Origin of the sequence: Microcoleus sp. S13_B4, from assembly GCF_036700885.1 — a bacterium.
Classification (GTDB): domain Bacteria; phylum Cyanobacteriota; class Cyanobacteriia; order Cyanobacteriales; family Microcoleaceae; genus Microcoleus.
In genome coordinates this window covers 147,191-164,994 of record NZ_JAUBPU010000002.1, presented here as the reverse complement: position 1 = coordinate 164,994, position 17,804 = coordinate 147,191, and the positions used below count along the sequence as shown (strand labels likewise).

General features: G+C 46.3%; 12 protein-coding genes and 1 pseudogene. 3 read left to right on the top strand and 10 right to left on the bottom strand.

From position 1 onward, the window contains the following. Positions 1 to 293 precede the first annotated feature (293 nt). Positions 294 to 1,976: an AAA family ATPase gene (locus QT994_RS02330; RefSeq protein ID WP_333171500.1), complete on the top strand. Its 1,683-nt coding sequence runs from the start codon at positions 294 to 296 to the stop codon at positions 1,974 to 1,976. Between the two features lie 273 nt (positions 1,977 to 2,249). On the opposite strand, the gene QT994_RS02325 is transcribed toward QT994_RS02330, so the two are convergent. From QT994_RS02325 to QT994_RS02315, 3 genes are all read right to left on the bottom strand, one after another. Further along, entirely contained in the window at positions 2,250 to 4,613 is a 2,364-nt protein-coding gene (locus QT994_RS02325) for a tetratricopeptide repeat protein (RefSeq protein ID WP_333171498.1), read from the bottom strand. A gap of 226 nt (positions 4,614 to 4,839) precedes the next feature. After that, positions 4,840 to 5,118: a 6-pyruvoyl trahydropterin synthase family protein gene (locus QT994_RS02320; RefSeq protein WP_445243859.1), complete on the bottom strand. Its 279-nt coding sequence runs from the start codon at positions 5,116 to 5,118 to the stop codon at positions 4,840 to 4,842. 76 nt (positions 5,119 to 5,194) lie between these two features. Then, positions 5,195 to 5,479, bottom strand: a complete 285-nt coding sequence (locus tag QT994_RS02315) for a TRADD-N-associated membrane domain-containing protein (RefSeq protein WP_333171496.1) — start codon at positions 5,477 to 5,479, stop codon at positions 5,195 to 5,197. Positions 5,480 to 5,641: 162 nt separating this feature from the next. On the opposite strand from QT994_RS02315, the gene QT994_RS02310 reads away from it, so the two are divergent. Next, positions 5,642 to 6,997, top strand: a complete 1,356-nt coding sequence (locus QT994_RS02310; RefSeq protein WP_333171494.1) for a pentapeptide repeat-containing protein — start codon at positions 5,642 to 5,644, stop codon at positions 6,995 to 6,997. A 177-nt stretch (positions 6,998 to 7,174) separates the two neighbouring features. Here the strand turns inward: QT994_RS02310 and QT994_RS02305 are convergent, their stop codons facing one another. Next, positions 7,175 to 8,047, bottom strand: a complete 873-nt coding sequence (locus QT994_RS02305) for a 6-carboxytetrahydropterin synthase (protein ID WP_333171492.1) — start codon at positions 8,045 to 8,047, stop codon at positions 7,175 to 7,177. A gap of 433 nt (positions 8,048 to 8,480) precedes the next feature. Here QT994_RS02305 and QT994_RS02300 point away from each other — a divergent pair, with 433 nt between their 5' ends. After that, positions 8,481 to 9,980 (top strand): cyclic nucleotide-binding domain-containing protein, encoded by a 1,500-nt coding sequence (locus tag QT994_RS02300; RefSeq protein WP_333171490.1) that lies wholly within the window; start codon positions 8,481 to 8,483, stop codon positions 9,978 to 9,980. A gap of 63 nt (positions 9,981 to 10,043) precedes the next feature. Here QT994_RS02300 and QT994_RS02295 read toward each other — a convergent pair whose 3' ends face one another. The 6 genes and pseudogenes from QT994_RS02295 to QT994_RS02270 all read right to left on the bottom strand — a co-directional run bounded on the left by QT994_RS02295 (position 10,044) and on the right by QT994_RS02270 (position 17,607). After that, positions 10,044 to 10,724, bottom strand: coding sequence for a J domain-containing protein (locus QT994_RS02295; RefSeq protein ID WP_333171489.1), 681 nt, complete (start codon positions 10,722 to 10,724; stop codon positions 10,044 to 10,046). Positions 10,725 to 11,162: 438 nt separating this feature from the next. Further along, on the bottom strand, positions 11,163 to 12,125 hold the full coding sequence (gene cysK / locus QT994_RS02290; protein WP_333171486.1) for a cysteine synthase A: 963 nt from the start codon (positions 12,123 to 12,125) through the stop codon (positions 11,163 to 11,165). 54 nt (positions 12,126 to 12,179) lie between these two features. Then, positions 12,180 to 12,620, bottom strand: a complete 441-nt coding sequence (locus tag QT994_RS02285; protein ID WP_333044126.1) for an Rrf2 family transcriptional regulator — start codon at positions 12,618 to 12,620, stop codon at positions 12,180 to 12,182. Between the two features lie 403 nt (positions 12,621 to 13,023). Beyond that, complete coding sequence (locus QT994_RS02280) at positions 13,024 to 15,222, bottom strand: iron uptake porin (protein WP_333171482.1); 2,199 nt, start codon at positions 15,220 to 15,222, stop codon at positions 13,024 to 13,026. Positions 15,223 to 15,514: 292 nt separating this feature from the next. Next, positions 15,515 to 17,164, bottom strand: a complete 1,650-nt coding sequence (locus tag QT994_RS02275) for an HD domain-containing phosphohydrolase (protein WP_333171479.1) — start codon at positions 17,162 to 17,164, stop codon at positions 15,515 to 15,517. Positions 17,165 to 17,324: 160 nt separating this feature from the next. After that, positions 17,325 to 17,607 (bottom strand): annotated as a pseudogene (locus QT994_RS02270) (4a-hydroxytetrahydrobiopterin dehydratase). Positions 17,608 to 17,804 lie beyond the last annotated feature (197 nt).

The following is a 17,804-nucleotide window of genomic DNA, read 5'->3' as shown; positions in this document are numbered from 1 at the left end:
GTAGGATGGCGATAAGGAGTGCGATCGCAGGCTATGGTATCGCCTTATTAGCTAAGATATCTGAGCGGTTCTAATCGCCCCATTGCCCAAAAATTATAGCTTTTTCTATTGAAAATAAAACCCGTATATATTAAAATGTGACTATGCCAGTTACTCGACTGTGCTAATTAATCGGCTGGTTCACCTTGAAAGGGGTGTTAGGCTGAAAAATTACTTTCTTCGCCCGACAAAAAACATAAAATTTTAGTGTATTCATCTATCAGCGCAATATATATTTATAGGTACAATCTTGCATGAGTTCACTTCAGTCAGTAAGAATACAACGCTTTAAAAGGATCGAAGATGCGTTATTTGACCTTGATGCCATCAATGTTCTTGTCGGTGCGAATAACTCAGGTAAGAGTAGTATTATTCAAGGCTTACATTTTGCTATTGGTGTTCTCCAGTCTCTTAAGCTGATTAATGGCGATATCCGCCGAACTGTATCAACGTTGAGTCCTACGCAGCTCATATACTCACCATCAGAATCTGTATATTGTTTGGGTAAGGGAGGAGAACTGGTACAGGATGAAGCACAAGCGATTGCTGTCAACTTCACACTTAGGAGTGGCGAATCCTGCGAAATCAAAATTAGAAAGGGAAAAAATAAAAATATCTCTGTAGAAGTTGATTCGGTAGAAACTGCGAAAATGCTATCGGATATTAAAGCCCCATTTAGTATTTTCTCACCAGGACTTGCAGGTATTGCAAAAAATGAAACTTATTTATCAGATGGCGTTTTGCTCCGAACATTAGCCAGAGGTGATGCAAACCTTGTTCTGAGAAATATTTTACTTAGGCTTTGGGAAAAGCCTGAATGGGATAATTTCCTACAAGATTTACATGAAGTGTTCCCAGAAACTAATATCAAAGTTAGTTTTCTTCCTGAAACAGATGAGCACATTCAAGTCTTGATCTCAACTGATTCAGGGGAAGTACCTATTGAACTCGCAGGGACTGGGGTTCTGCAAGCGGCTCAAATTTTGTCCTACATTCATAGGTTCTCTCCGCGCCTAATTGTCTTAGACGAACCTGACTCACATCTGCATCCCAACAACCAACGACTTCTATGCAAATTGTTGCGGAAAATTGCGGAAGAAAGGGATACACAAGTCGTTCTCACAACCCACTCGCGTCACGTTGTAGATGCTCTTGGAGCATCGGTTAAATTGCTTTGGGTACGAAATGCAACAGTTGAAACAGCTACGCAAGATGATGAGCTTGGTGTGCTTTTAGATATTGGTGCGCTAGACATCCGAGAAAGAATTTCACGCGACAAAACTGCAAAAGTTGTAGTATTGACTGAAGACGAAAATACACGTATTCTCGAATCTATTCTTGAGTCTTCCGGCTTTTACATGAATACTACTCTCATTTTGCCTTACTACGGTGTTACAGTCATCAAGAATCTGCGCCCCCTTGTTAATATAGTCAGATCTTCAAACGCATCAGCAAAGATTCTTCTTCATCGAGATAGAGATTACCTTAACGATTCAGACGCCGTAGATTGGCAGCAGCAAGTGAGGCAGTTACGGGTAGAACCATTTTTAACTGCTGGTACAAATGTTGAGTCATACTTACTAAATCCTAAGCATCTAGCAGCCCTTAATAAGGATGTTTCTGAAGAAGAGTTTGAAGCAATGATTGAAGAAGTCACACAAACGCATCATAAAGAACTTGTTGCAGCTTATATAGAGGGGCGTATTCAGGTCGAACGCCAACAAGGAAATGGAAGCCAAGTTAAGTACGGTGAGATTGGCGCAGAAGCTCCATCAAAAATTGCCAATAATAAGCAGCAACTGTGTCACGGTAAGATAAGGATTCGAGGGCTTAGAGCCGCTTTTAGGGATAAGTACAAATGTAATCTTAGCGACACAAAGAATTCTCCACATCTTGCAGTAGAGCCGCTTCAGGTATTTGCACGAAAGGCTTTCTAACTAGAGTACATATATAGCTAAGGTATTGGACTTTGAACAAATACAAAACTGTTCGCGATGGTTAATAGCTGTAACAAGTGAAGCTGCTGGGCGTTCCTACCCACAATTTAGTCTCGCCAGAGTCACCCGATCGCGATCGCGATCGCACTCACCCGATTTTCCCCTAAGCCACTATAGCGATTCTCCAATAAATGAGGTACGCCCCGATTGAATTCCGATTCCCAGGCCAGGCGTACCTCATTTTACTCAAAACTGCTATGTAATAATCAATCCTTACATCGAAGCTGTTGAAGTAGGTCGATCGACCTTGCTATCAGAGGCCTTTGAAATAGCAGACGATTCGCCGGAATTGGGCTTAGCTTCAGTCTCTTTTTCGGCGGAGTCAATTTTGTCTGTATCCTGTTTTAATTCTGATACAATTGCGCCTCGATCGCGCCAAGCTTCCGCATTCTCAGGCTTAATGGCGATCGCTCGATCGTAAGCTGCCATTGCTTCCTCATAGCGCTTTAATGCTGACAAAGCGGTACCCAAGTGGTGCCAAGCATCGTAAGAATCGGGCTTAATAGCAATCGCTTTCTCATAAGCTGTGATCGCTTCTTCATTGCGCTGCAATTTGGCCAAAGATTCGCCTTTACCAAACCAAGCTTCGTAACACTCCGAATTAAGGGTAATTGCTGATTCGTAAGAGGCAATTGCTGCTTCGTGCTGCGAAAGTTTGTCGAAAGCTGCGCCTCGGTTGTGCCACACTTCAAAATCCTGCGGTTTAAGGGCGATTGCTTTGTCGTAGGATTCGATCGATTCTTGATATCGCTGCATTTTTCCGAGCACAGCGGCTCTATTGTACCAAACTTCGTATTTGTCGGCCCGGATGCCGATCGCCCGATCGTAAGAATCAATAGCATCGCTGTACCGGAGCAGTCTCCACAGCATATTGCCTCGATTGTACCAAGTTTCATATCTCTTGGGATTGAGATCGAGAGCGCGATCGTAAGAATCGACTGCTGCTGCGTGCTGCTGTATTTTGCCCAGCATCGCGCCTCGGTTGTGCCAAATTTCGCTGTCGGTTGCTTTGATAGCGAGGGCGCGATCGTAACTGGCGATCGCTTCTTCGTAATGCTGCAATTGACCCAACAAAGCCGCTATACTGTGCCAACAACCGTATTTTCTAGATTCGCTCAAACTTGCTCGCTCGTAACAGGCGATCGCCTCTTCGTACCTCTGCAATTTTCCCAGCAAATACGCTTTATTATACCACAATTCGTAGTTATCCGGTTTAATCGATATTGCTTGGTCATAACAGGCTAGTGCCTCTTCCGGGCGCTGCAATCTTATTAACACGTTTCCGCGCCAATACCACGCCTCATCCAAATTCTTATTCGCTAAAATAGCTTTTTCCAAGCAGCCTAATGCCTCATCATAACTGCCTTGAAAATAAAGCCCTTCGGCTTGCTTGATATAATCGTCAGCAATCAACTTTTCGTTGCTAGCAGGTGCGGTTTGCGAATTTTGGGAATTGTTTAAGGCCGATTGAGGTGCGACTTTGAGAGCTTCTTTGGCAACAACGGCAGGAACTTGGGAAATTTCTTGAACAATTTGAGATTTTTTCTCGTCAACTTCTGTCCGCAAAACTTGCAGGTGCATGATAAATTGAGATTTGAGAGTCTCAATTTGCTCGACGGAAGATTTGGAAAGTTCAGTTTCTCTAGTTAAAAAATCAATAGATTGTTTAGCTGCACCCATTTGCGCTTCTAATTCCTTCCTCAACTTTTGAGTCACTTGGCTAGAATTTATGAGTTCAGATTCCAATACACCAATGCCTTGCAATCGTTTATTGGCATCAGCCACCAAGTGTTTGATGATCAGCCGTCGCATCATCCAAAAAAAGGCAATTGTCACTGGTGGAAATACAGTCCCAAGAATTAGTAAAATATTGAGCAAAGTTAGGGTACTATTAAAACCGTACCCAGATTCAGAACTGCCACTAGACGGGGATATAAAAGCGAAAACATCGCGAACTTGAGGATTGCTTTCAACCCCAGTTTCGATTAATTTAGACAGCCAGGTTTCTTGTAAAGATTTTGTTAGTTCATCGCCGGATCGAGCAGGAGTATTCGCCTTGGTTTTTGCAGTAGCAGATAAATCGGGTTGAGCGGCTGCTACCAGCAAAGCTGTCGGCGATTTTACAGCAATTCGTGGGGAAAATTGTTCGTGAGCGATCGTCTCAGGCTCGCTAATTGACTCAGCCGGACGGGATGCGGTACTATTTGGGGAAAATTTTTCGTGGGCGATCGTCTCAGGCTCGCTAATTGACTCAGCCCGACGGGATACGGTACTATTTGGGGAAAATTTTTCGTAGGCGATCGTCTCAGGCTCGCTAATTGACTCAGCCCGACGCGATTCAGTATTATTTACGGCATCAACAAAGTTGCTAGCCTGCGGTGTCTCAGGAGAAACAGGATGTGCAGCAGGATTGGCGCTAGTATTAGCAGTTAAATTGTGGGATGCGAGGGCAGCCAGAGTCAAGAGAGCTACATTTGAGACGCGCATAAACGTCAAGTCATTTAGGAGAAATTGGTGCTTGGTTGTCAGCGATCGGACGATCGACCTCATAGTCTCAGCAGTAAAAATAGCTGACATGAGGAATGCTGACTTACTATCTCCAAAATACGCGGGGAGTCTGACTTTTCAGGAAAACTGCCAGTAATTCTGGCTGTGTAACTTTGGTGAAAGAATATATTCTCGCGCCTCATGCGGTTGGATAACTCTCGGAATCTATCATTAGGCTGGTAGGGGTGGCTTCACCAATCTGCACAATTAGCCAACTATCCCGGTGAACCCGCCCCAGCCGACCCGATTTTTAACTCTAAACCCCAGCTAAAACCGCTTCCGGCTGCTGATGTTCAACCGCCACTTCTTCTAAATCAGCGCCGAAAATTTCACAGCTATTATTCGGACTTTCAATCAGCTTAATCTTGTGCAACTCTGCGCCCAATTCCCGAACGGGCGATCGCAACAATTGCCCGATCCGAACTGCAATATTCTCCGCAGTCGGCACAACCTTCTCAAAAGAGGAAATCTCCTTATTTAAAAAAGTGCGATCGAAGGTATTTTTCTCTGAATAAGCGCGTTTTGTAGGGGCAATCCCGCCGTGGTTGCCCCGATCGATCCAGATGATTGTTGCGTCAGTCGTATTGCTCTAATTATCTGCGATCCACCCGCTATCGATCGTCGTTGAGATCCTCAGCAACCTTATCAAGTCTGTCATTGGCATCTTTGGACAGCTTGAGACAATAAGCAGTCGATGCCAGACCTCCAGTTGCCGTGATAGTGCCCTCTGAGGCTTTGCCCAGAAGTACAAGCCCAACTCCCGCAAAACCGATGAGGGCACAGGCTGCGGTCGTAACAAAGGCCAAGTTAAAACTATGGTGGGCTTGGCGCAATCGTTCTTTGGCAATAATCGTTTCTATTGTGGAGTCAGAGTGGGTGATTGGCTGGTTATTCATGGGTTTCGTTGAGCCTAAACTTTATACTTCTAGTGTGAAGCAAAATGCTTGAAACCCTGACTACACAATGATTTACTTGTCCCTATCTTGTGATTGCTCTATGATTGTCCTATGCTCTAGTTTCGCTTTTGTCAGCGATCGTCTCAAAAGACTCTCCACATTATGACTGACCTAAGCATCAGAAAAAAGAAGAAGATACCTATCACCGCATCTTCAGAAGGTGTAAAGATAGCAGAAAACGCTCTGAAAAGGCTAGGATTTGATTCAAAAATTAACTTTGCCAAATCTCAGCTTTTAGCACGCAGTACAGTTACCAAGTTTTTTCAGTGCCAGCCCATTCAGCCTGATTCCTTTAAAAAGATATGTCAAGAACTGAAATTAGATTGGACTAAAATAGCGGAACTCTCAGAAGAAAAACCATCTCAAACACCAGGAATAACTGATTGCATAAACCCTGATATTAATGAAGGAGTGGAGAAAATGCTAACACCAACATTTTACCGTCAAGTGACTGTAATAGATAAAAAAACTAATACAATTAAAGCTGAAATTAAATTAATAGGTGATATAAATTCCTTTGGAGATTCAAGTAGGGTTGAATTTATTTTACGAGAATTTGCAGGAGACACTATAAAAATCATTGATATTAAAGAGGGCAGCATCCGATTAACTGTAGAGGGCTCTCAAGAGGATATCGATCGGCTTGTATCTCTCATAAAATCAGGAGAATTAAAGGAAGTAAGCGGTTTTCCTGTTGAAGATGTTCAAATTTTGAGTGAAAGCTCAGAGGAGGACGAAAGTAACGAACTCAATAATAAGTGGTGTTTAGTACCAGAGATTGTTACTCAGGGAATTAGACATCGAGACTTGAGTGAGGTTGACTTAAGTGATGCCGACCTGAGGGAGGTTGACTTAAGTGGTGCCGACCTGAGCGGTGCCGACCTGAGCGGTGCCGACCTGAGTGATGCCGACCTGAGTGATGCCGACCTGAGTGATGCCGACCTGAGCGGTGCCGACCTGAGCGGTGCCGACCTGAGTAATACCTACCTGAGTGATGCCGACCTGAGTGGTGCCAACCTGAGTGGTGCCGACCTGAGTCATGCCCACCTGAGTGGTGCCAACCTGAGTGGTGCCAACCTGAGTGGTGCCGACCTCAGGTGGGCCTACCTGATGAGTACCAACCTGAGTGGTGCCGACCTCAGAATTGCCCACCTCAGAAGTGCCAACCTGAGTGGTGCCGACCTCAGAAGTGCCGACCTGAGTGATGCCGACTTCAGAAGTGCCAACCTCAGAAGTGCCAACCTCAGAAGTGCCGACCTCAGAAGTGCCGACCTCAGAAGTGCCGACCTCAGAGGTGCCGACCTCAGAGGTGCCGACCTGAGTAAGACTAAGGTTGAGGAAGCCCGATTCAGCTCGAAGTTAGGCGTTTCTGAATCGATGAAGCAAGACCTGATTAAAAAAGGCGCAATCTTTGAGGATTCTCCAGGCGATCGCTCTGAAGTTCTCACAAAAGTATAATGCTCTGGAAGAAGCTAAAAATGAGCCAACTTCTCAAGGAAAATATGATTAATTGTAGTTTTATTTCAGAGGACTTTAGCTATGAGACAGGGGTTGAACACCCCTGTCGGACTGTCGGACTGCCGGACTCTCGGATCTACAGAGAAGACTGGTGAATCTACCAGCAGATATTCAGCTCTAAACCCCAGCTAAAACCGCTCCCGGCTGCTTATGTTCAACCGCCACTTCCTCTAAATCAGCGCCGAAAATTTCACAGCTATTATTCGGACTTTCAATCAGCTTAATCTTGTGCAACTCTGCGCCCAATTCCCGAACGGGCGATCGCAACAATTGCCCGATCCGAACTGCAATATTCTCCGCAGTCGGCACAACCTTCTCAAAATAAGCAATATCCTTATTTAAAAAAGTGTGATCGAAAGGTTCAACAACATAATCGTCAACGGCTTTTTGCAAAGCTCCCAAATCAGCAATCATGCCAGTCCGCGCATCAATTTCCCCTTTAACAGTCACCTCTAAATGATAGTTGTGGCCGTGACCGTTAGGCCGAGCACATTTGCCGTAAATTTCCGAGTTTTCTTCAAAACTCAAATCGGGACGAGCCAAGCGATGGGCCGCACTAAAATGAGTGGACAAAGTTAGATAAGCTTCCATTCCGTTTCCTAAATATTCAGCCCAAAGTTCGGGATGTTCAAACAATTGAATTTTGCTCACAGGCAAATGAGGGGCTAGCCGCAGCCAAATTTGCCGTGCTATGTTTTCAGTAGTTGGCAGAGTCTGCTCAAATTCGGGCCACGCTTCGTTGAGAAAGGAAAAATCGAGATCCTTGGTTACTTCCCGCTTGATGACGTGCTTGACATCAGACAGGTTGAGCACCATGCCGTACTCGTCGAGTTCGCCTATCATGGAAACGTAAAGGACGTAATTGTGTCCGTGTCCCGGTGCGCGGGCAGTTGGGCCAAACCGCTCAAAGTTCTCGGCTTCGCTTAACTCCGGCAGCCAGTACCGGTGACTCGCCGAAAACTGTGCCCGACGATTGATGATGCACTGCATAAAAGTCAAGTAGGGTAAGCTTGTTAAGTTCTGTAAAGGACTCGCTTCTTAAGGATAAACTAATTTTTGCTGGAATTTTTCGATTATTTGAGGGTGCTGTAAATGAATTTCTACCAATTTTCCAAATATTGGCAACACGTCGTCGCTCGATCGAGCCGCAGGACCCATTTTAGGCCACGATACAGATATCCGGCAGAAAATACCGCTACAAAATAGTTTTTCGCCATCTGTTACTAACCCATCAGTTACCAGCCTTTGAGAAAGTACGCGCGTGCGGATTTATCCCGAAGGGAATCCACCTTTTTTGCCACACAAGACACTCCACAGTTCGAGTTTTTCGCCTAAGCTCTGCAATAGTTAGCAGTAGGCGGTTCAGTTGCGCTCAAAACTCATCACCCATGATCAATCACCAATTACCCATTACCAAATATTAATGAATTGGATTACTACACGAGCCGAACATCTTTGGGAAAATTTGTCAGGTGCGATGACAACCCCGCTATTTTATGTCGGGGAAACTCATCTGTCCATCAGTGCGATCGTCAAACTGATAATCTTAGCTATATTTGCCTTGATTATAGCTAAGATTATCAGTGAAGGAATCAAGCGCAGCCTGCTAGTTCGGATGGGATTAGATCGTGGCAGTAGAGAAGCAATTTCCACCATCATTAGCTATATCTTAGCCACTCTTGGCTGTATATTCGTCATACAAGGTGCCGGAATCAACCTCACTTCTCTCGCCGTCTTAGCAGGGGTTGTCGGCATTGGCTTCGGCTTCGGATTACAAAATCTCGCCAGCAATTTTATCAGCGGTCTCACCCTGTTATTCGAGCACCAAATTCGAGTCGGAGACTTTATTGAAATAGACAATTTATTAGGAACAGTAGAAACAATTTCTATTCGCTCGACTATTATTAAAACCATTGACGGAATGTTTGTAATTATACCAAATATTAAGTTTGTAGAAACTAACATTATTAACTGGAGTTACAGAGACCCCAGATGCCGCCTCCACCTCCCCATCGGCGTTGCTTACGGATCAGACCCAGTAATAGTTACGGAAGCGCTGTTAATTGCGGCGCGGATGGAATCGAATGTCTTGTCCCATCCTTCTCCTAAAGTATGGTTTCGCGGTTTTGGAGATAACGCTTTAAATTTTGAACTTTTAGTTTGGATTGACCAGCCGCAGGAAAGCGATGCTATTAAAAGTGCGGTAAATTTTTTAATAGATTACGAATTGCGCCACCGCCATATCGAAATTCCCTTTCCCCAGCGAGATTTGTGGCTGCGAAACCCGCACGAGATAACTAAACTTTTTCACGAGCACAAAGATGATAATTCCAACGGCAAAGTTTTTCCGCAGAATGCCAAACATTCAGCCGACATCAAATCTAATCCCCCCGTTTCTGAACATAAAAATTCAGCGCCTAAATCGCCTAATAATTGGACGCTGCGAGATTTGTTGCGACGAGTAACTTATTTTGAACAGTGTACGGATTTAGAACTGCGACAGTTAATTGAATACGGCTACCGACAACTGTTTCCAGCGGGACAGGTTGTATGTAAAGAAGATGACCCTGGCGATTCTTTTTATATTATTCTTTCAGGTACTGTAGAAGTTCTTTCTCAAAAAGCTGGTCAGTATATTGCTACGCTTCACGAGGGCGAGTTTTTTGGGGAAATATCTTTGCTATTGGGAACTCCGAGAACCGCAACTGTTAAAACTAGCGAAGATGCAATTTTGTTTGTAGTGGAACGTCACGATTTGCAAAAACTTTTAAGAGAACAACCCAATTTAGCAGATCAGATTGCTCAAAAATTGTCGGAACGCCAGCAAGCTTTGAGAGATTTGGGATTGTTAGATGACGACTCTCTGGAACAAACTCCTTTTATTAAAATTCGCAAGCGAATTCAAGTTCTTTTTGGAATTTGAAAGAAGGAAGAGGGAAGAGGGAAGAAGGAAGAGGGGAGAGGGAAGAGAGAACAATCTGCTTTTTTAAATTTTAATTTTTAATTCATCCTGCGCTTCCCGCCGCAGTCTAGCGGCAATTCTAAATAGTTCTTGACCGGTGTGCAAATGGCGATCGTCATAATTGAGGGTAAATAAATACAATTCTTCTATGCCGTCTCCGACTTGATTGATACAGTAGTAAAGATGGGCTGCAACTCCGGCTACATTAGATGGATTGGGCATTGATGTCAGAAAGTTATGAGCTTTTTTGAGAAAGTCGCGGCTGGTTTCGATATAAAGTTGAAACTTTTCTATCAGTTCGTCATCAAACGGATCTGCTGACAATTCGTCTATTTCTTTTTTAAGCGGCTTCAAGATGCTGTTGAGCATTTTATTGACTGGTTTGTATACTTTAATCAGCCACTGTTCCATTTGTTCATCGGCTTCCCTGGCTGTTTGTTTTTGCTGGCGGGTGACGTTTGGTGCGACTGGTGGTTGCTGTTTGGTTTGCTCGTCCATTAGGCGATCGTAAGATTGTCTGCGCTGGGCGTCTCCTAATATTTCATAGGCTGCATTGAGGCGGACAATCTCTTCGTGACCCGCTGTGTCGCTGCGGCTGTCTGGATGAAATAATTTGACTAAACGGCGGTATGCTTGTTTAATCTCGGCTTGTGTGGCGGTTGGGCTAATCTTTAGGGTTTTGTAGTGATTGGTAACGGAAGACACGCTCTTATTTCCTTGAAATCTGGATAATCTGTGAAAAAGTGCTTGACAAAAATATCATTTTTTGCTAATTTTTTAAGTATTTATATGATATAAATGTCAAAAATTGTAAGTAAAAAACCTCAGTTTTCAACTTATCATAAATCTATTTTAGAAAAACATTGAGGCTTTTGAAGGGGCAAACCGATCGACATTGGGGACTTCTATAGCGGTCCTCCCGGCAACAGTTAGCTCTTTCTCTTCTTTTCCTTCGTGACAAGAGCGCTTACTGGTGGCTTCGCTAACGTGCCGAAAGCAGTTCAAAAAAAGCGCCTTCAGAAATTCGGTCTCGCCCGCGATCGAGGAAGCTATAATCTCTCGCCATTCTTTAATCTAAAAAGCCAAGCAGGGCGTACACTGTACGCCCTGCTCTCTGTTTCTGCGACTTGGCGGGAGGCTGACCTAGTTGAGGGCCATCGCCAAATTCAGTTCTGGATCTTGGAACAAGGGAGTGCTCAGATAGCGTTCGCCGAAGCTAGGCTGAATCATCACAATCAATTTTCCGGCATTTTCGGGACGCTTGCCGACTTTCACCGCCGCACATAGTGCCGCACCGCTGGAAATACCGGACAAAAGTCCTTCTTCTCTGGCCAAGCGGCGGCTGTAGGCGATCGACTCGTCATCCGTAACAACTATAATTTCGTCGATTGATTTCACATTCAGCACCGGCGGCACAAAACCAGCACCGATACCTTGAATTTTGTGAGGCCCTGGCTTTCCGCCCGAGAGTACCTGACTGTTGGCCGGCTCAACGGCGATCGCCTTAAACTCGGGTTTCCGCGACTTAATCACCTCTGCGACACCCGTAATCGTACCGCCCGTGCCGACTCCCGAAATCAGGAAATCCACCTCACCGTCGGTATCTTCCCAAATTTCCTCAGCCGTTGTCGAACGGTGAACCTGGGGGTTCGCTGGATTCCGAAACTGCTGCAACATATACGCATTGGGAGTTTTGTCCACAATCTCTTGAGCGCGGCGGATGCAGCCGCTCATGCCCTCAATTCCGGGAGTCAGTTCTAGTTGCGCTCCGTAAGCTCGCAGCATCGATCGGCGTTCCGTGCTCATCGTATCCGGCATCGTCAAAATCAACTGGTAGCCCTTAGCCGCGGCCACCATCGCCAGAGCAATTCCGGTATTGCCAGAAGTCGGTTCCACTAAAACCGTTTTGCCTGGACTAATCAGCCCTTCGGCCTCGGCTTGATTGACCATACTGACACCGATGCGGTCTTTCACCGATGCTGCCGGATTCATGCCTTCAAGTTTTACCACAATCCGAGCCACGCAGCCTTCAGCTTGGGGAATGCGGTTGAGTTGAACCAGAGGCGTCCGCCCTACCAATTCTGTAATGTCGCCAGCAATACGCATAATCTTTGTCAGTTTGTAATTAAGTAAATGTTAATTCCTAGTTGGCAATATTAACTAGATGTAATACATGATATCGAGCTGCCGTCTGCCATTGCGTTTTTCGCACAGATCCTGTAGCGTGTATTTTTGCAACACTGAGTTGGCAATCGATCGGGCTTCTTGCCAAACTTCCCAAATCACAGCACTTTCTACAGTTTGAGCAGGCGAGTCTTTTTCAGCTCGATCGAACTCTGAGCCTTCGAGGCAGTTGATAATTTCTAGGAGTGTAATTTTCCAGGGTTCCCTCGCCAATATATAACCTCCCTTAGCTCCTCGCTGGCTGCGAATCAACCCGCAGCGTCTCATTGTAGCTAGCAACTGTTCTAAATATCGATCGGGAATATTTTGCTGAGCCGCTATCTGTCGAATTTGCAGAGGCTCGCCTTCTTCGTAGCAATCGGCAAGCTCCAGCAAAGCTAAGATTGCGTATTCGCTTTTACAGGAGAGTTCTACCATAATTGCTTCCCATACCAAAATTATCAACTCCGAAGTCAGATGTTAAAATTCTCCTCAATGTTGAGTTCCCAATTCTAACTCCTCGCTTTACCTTTTATTATACCCCGGTTTTCCACTGAACTTAATCGACTTTCATCACTTCATCACTTCATCATTAGGACGATCGGCACTCTCGCTGGTTGGAAACCCAGTTGCTAGTTTCGACTCTCTCCGCCTCCACGACGGCCTTACCTCAAGAAACTGGGTTTCTGCGTCTATGACTAATAATTTTTAATTTTTAATAGATGCTGGGCGCCCCATTCGTCCCGCCCACAAAAAAGCCCTGCCGCCGGCAGGGCTAAACATGGCATCTAGAGTTGCCAGCAGAGAGGGTATGACCCGCCCTGCCTCATCTAACCCGCTCTTAGAAGGTGAAAGTAGTTCTCAGAGTACCAATGATGATGTCATCATTACGGTCATCTTGATTAGGATTTGTCACCCAAATCACGCCCGGAGTAACAGAAATGTTGTCCGAGAGCTGAAACTTGTAGAACCCTTCAACGTGATACGAATTATCGTTGCGGAAGCTCCGCAAACTTCTCGGAGCTTCAAGTTTATCCAAGTAAGGCTCACGACCTACCACGAACCCTAGCAAGTTGCCTTCTTTCCCTAAATCGGGCAAAGCCAAGGTGACAGCGTAGTTCCAGATTCTCGCATCGCCGATGCCGAGAATGCGGGCATTGGTTAAACCAGCCCAGCCACCAAGGATAAACCTCCGGTTTAGCCGCAACGAAGCCTCAGCACCGTAGGAGTCGCTGACAACTTTGCGAGCGCGGAAGCCGTCAAAGCCTTCGCTCAAACCGTTGAGAGAATTAGCCACGCCGGTACCTGTGAAACCGCCGAGACTACCTGGTCCATTCGATAAACCATTGTCAAACCCAAAGTTACCTCTGCTAAAGTAACCGTGGTTGTAGTTGAAAGCAACTTGCAAGTTACGTCCGGGGGTAAAAGTCAACTGACCCATCGCCGCGTAGTCGCCGTTCGTCAAGCCTGCACCTTTAGCCGGACTGGCTGCATTTGACGCCAAATAACCGAAGGACAGAGAAGTCGGGCCGAACACGCCGCCCAGCAAGCCCCTGCCACCGAAGGCATAGTCAAAGCCGATACCTGAGCCACCGCCCAAGCGATAAATCGGGTTCCGCTGTCCAAAGGTGCTCAGTGCTCCGTTGCCGCCGTCAAAGTCTTCAAAGTAAGGGTTGACAGTCGGCAGAATGTCGTCCCAGATGACAGCGTTGGCTGCAAGGGTAACGTTCAGTCGCTGACCGACGGGGAACTTGTACAGCAAGGTGTCGAGGGAAACAACGTTGTCGGTTCTGCCGACTACGTTCCAAGTTTGAGTGCCTTCGCTGGTAGCACCAAGGTTGAAGTTGCGACCGTTGCCGACTTGAAGCCGTGTCAGCAGTAAGTCTCTGCCGGTAAAGCTCGTATTTAAATTCAGGCGCACCCGTTGTTGGAAGACAGCTTCGTTGTTGTCGCTGCCTACTCTTTTTTGGTCTCTGCCAAACAAGCCAACGTTGCCACCAAAGTCATCGCTGAGAGCGAAAATTGCTTCCCCAGTCAGCTTAGTAGTGGTCGAGAATTGGTTGGCTTCGAGTTCGGATGTCCGAGCTTCCAGAGCATCTACGCGACCGCGCAGGGTTGCCAGTTCCGCTGCAAATTCTTCTTGGAGCCGTTGGAGGGCTGCCAAGTCATCTCTGGTAGCGAAGTTGCCAGTGCCGCCTCTAATTAGCTCGCTCACCTTGTCTAAGCAAGCATTTAAACCGGCTGCGAATTCGTAGCGAGTCATTGCGCGGTTGCCGCGGAAGGTGCCGTCGGGATAACCGGCAATACAGCCGTAGCGCTCGACTAGGGATTGCAGTGCTTGGAATGCCCAGTCTGTGGGCCGCACGTCGGAAAGTTGAGATACTGAGGTAACTTGACCTTCAGTTTCGCTGCCTGCAGCACCTTCGGTGCTGTACTGGTTGAGCTGTTCTAATGTGGTGGCTGGGTTTTGCTGTTGTGGCGCTGCAGTTTGGGCTACAGATTCAGCCGGTTTTGGCAAACTTTGTTCTGCCGACTCTGCCACTGCCGGGGCTGGAGTTTCTAATTGAACGGCACCGATTTGCTCTGGGAGAGCGGTAGCTGCCGGGGCTGGAGTTTCTAGTTGGGCTGCCGGGGCAGAATTTTCTACTGGTTGAGCGACTGTTGGCCGGGCGGCAGCTAAAGATTCACTTGTAGGTTGTGATGCCGCTTGGGGATTTGCGTCGGGGGGGGCTATGTTGGCTCCGACGATCGCACTTTCAGTTGCAGCCGTGGCCGAATCGGCAATCGCTGCGTGGGTTTCGCTGCCAGCGCCTTGGGAAATTTCTTCTACTGGCTCGGAGGCTGCTGTTGTTTCGGAAATAGCAGCTAAAGCATTTAGTTTCGCTTCGGAGGTTTCAGCGGTTTCAGCTTTTGCGACAGCGGGATTGAGCGCATCAGCAGCCTGCTGAGCGTCTGCTGCCATCGCGCTCGAAGAAACTACTAGGGTAGCTCCTAAGACTGCTGGGCTGATTAGTAAGTAACTCCACAAAAATTTCGACATATTCACTCTCATCCTCACACCGATTACAGAGAAACTTTTCTAGTCTTCTATGTGGTCAGTCGTTGCTCCACTAGCATACTCTAAAAAGAAACCTAAAATTCACTTTTTCTTTTGATTCTTTCGGGCTGACCGAGTATATAGATGTGACTGACGCCTGCAGAGAGCCTGTTTTTTAACCTGTACTCAACTGCGTCCAAATCCGACCCCGCTTGGGTTGTGGATTGATTTGACGGGTGACACTTGATAGCGCCCGATCGCCTATTTACTTTTTAGCACAGCACGCTCGACTCGTCTAGGCTGATTCGACTTTAACCTCCAAGCTGTGTCCGAGAACACTAAATACTTGGCGATGATCGAACAATTCTAACAAATCAGCGTTGATTTTGTTGTGAGCTGCTTCTTGCCACAAAATTTTCATCGCTGCCTCTGTTCGCAGAGCTCGCTTGTAGGGGCGATCGCCTGCTGTCAGCGCGTCGTAAATATCGGCGATCGTCATCAATTGCGCTTGAATTGGAATTTCTGACTTGTTTAAACCTCGCGGATAGCCTGTGCCGTCCAGTTTTTCGTGATGTCCGTAGGCAATATTTGGAACATTTTTTAAATCCTTTGTCCAAGGAATTTGCTTGAGAAACTCGTAAGTGTGAGTTACATGAAATTCTATTGCAGATCGTTCTTCCGGCGTCAGGTTGCCCCTCGATACCATCAATTGCACGATCTCGTCTGGGTTCAGCAGGGGTTTCTTTGCCCCATCTATATCTCTGTAAGTTTGTCGAGAAATCTCTCGCAGTTGAGCTAGGGGTTCTGCTGCCAAAATGTGAGGCTCGTTTGCCTCTAGCAGCACTTCCCAGTATTCGGCTAATCTGGTTTTCGCCTCTGCTAGCTTAGTGTCTAGCTGTTCAATTTCCTGGCATTGAGCGCACTCTAGTTCCTGGATCGGGTGTTTTCGGTAGGCTGAATGCTCCAGCAAGTATTTATATTTAGACTGGACGCATTCCATTTCCATCGTCCGCTGAGCTAAGCCAAAGCGGTGGCGAATAATTTCTAGCTGTGCGGGGTAGAGCTTTTTCTGTTTCGTCAAAACTGCTTCGGAGACTCCGATTTTGCCAAAATCGTGCAGCAGGGCTGCGTAGCGAAGTTCTTGAATTTGGCGGTTGTTAAAGTAAATAGAGCGCAGTTCTCCGCTGCTGACGGTGTTTACTTCTTCGGAAAGGCGTACTGTGAGGGCTGCTACTCGTTCTGAATGGCCGTAGGTACAGGGGTCTCTGGCTTCTATGACTTGCACCGAGGCTTTCACGAAGCCCTCGAACAAATGTTCTATGCTGTCTTGGAGTTGATTGCGCTCGATCGAGATGGCTGCTTGAGAAGCGAGCGATCGAACTATCCTTTCTTCCCACTCCGAATACTGCTGCGTTGATTCCCAGGCATTATCTGCTGTCAGCACCGTATCTGCCTTTGTTTTGCGGTTGATCAATTGCAGTACACCTATTGTCTCCCCCTGTCGGTTTTGCATGGGCAGTACCATTACCGAGCAAGTCCGGTAATTAATATCCCTGTCAAAACTGGTATCTAGCCGGTAGGGTACGCCCGATGGTAAGTCGTACGCATCAGACAGGTTCAAACTTTGACCTGTAATTGCCACGTATCCTGCCAAACTTTTGTCTGTCAGCGGCAGAGCAAACTCTTTAAACGACAGGCTCGGTTTAGAAGCGTTTTGGGCTACCTTGAACAGCAGCTTAGATGTTTCGTCGCTGTGATCTACTAAGTAAACGCTGCCAGCATCGCTGTAGGTAATTTCCCTACTTTTGGATAAAATTAAGTTTAACAACTCGCCCAAATCTTGGGCGCTCGACAAAGCTGCGCCAATATCTAAAAGCTTTTCTATCAGATCGGTTTTTTCTGCAGCAGACTCGTTCTTGAACTCTGGCTTTTCAAATACGATCATGTTCGGATGATGGGGAATAGCCTTTTATACATTGAACGTTTGGCTTCTCGACTTTTTCACACCTGATTTTAACCCCAAGTCGATTTTTTATTTGCGAGCTTTCCCTGATCGGCGGCTGTCGCTAGATGCAGTGGCTCTTGTTGGGCCAACTGGCACTCTTTTAATCTAGCGTAGAAATCTCTTGGGCTAGGGCAAAGTCTTGGTCAGTTAAGCCTCCGGCATCGTTGGTTGTCAAGTTAACTGTAACTTTGTTGTAGGAGATTTTTAGGTCTGGGTGATGTGCTGCGGCTTCTGAGGGGCCGACCAACTTATTCACAAAGGCGATCGCTAAGGGTAAAATCTTTGAATAAACGGGTACAGCGCAGTTGTTTGCCTTCAACCGTCCAGCCTGACCATTGACTGGCGCGCTCTTGAATTTCAGTATTTTTAAGTAGGTCAGCCATAATTTTTTTTTGATTAGCAATGGCAGATTAACTGCCCACCTGTAGAAACCCTTACCAAAAACTATCCGCTCTCACCAATAGCGTTTATTCTCAAGTTTTAATACTCAAGATTTAACACTATTTGAGGTGAGAGCGGTCTAGCGGGTCTTCAGATTAGAACCTGACTGCCGGGAGAATCCCTAGCTCAGCCTGGTTCC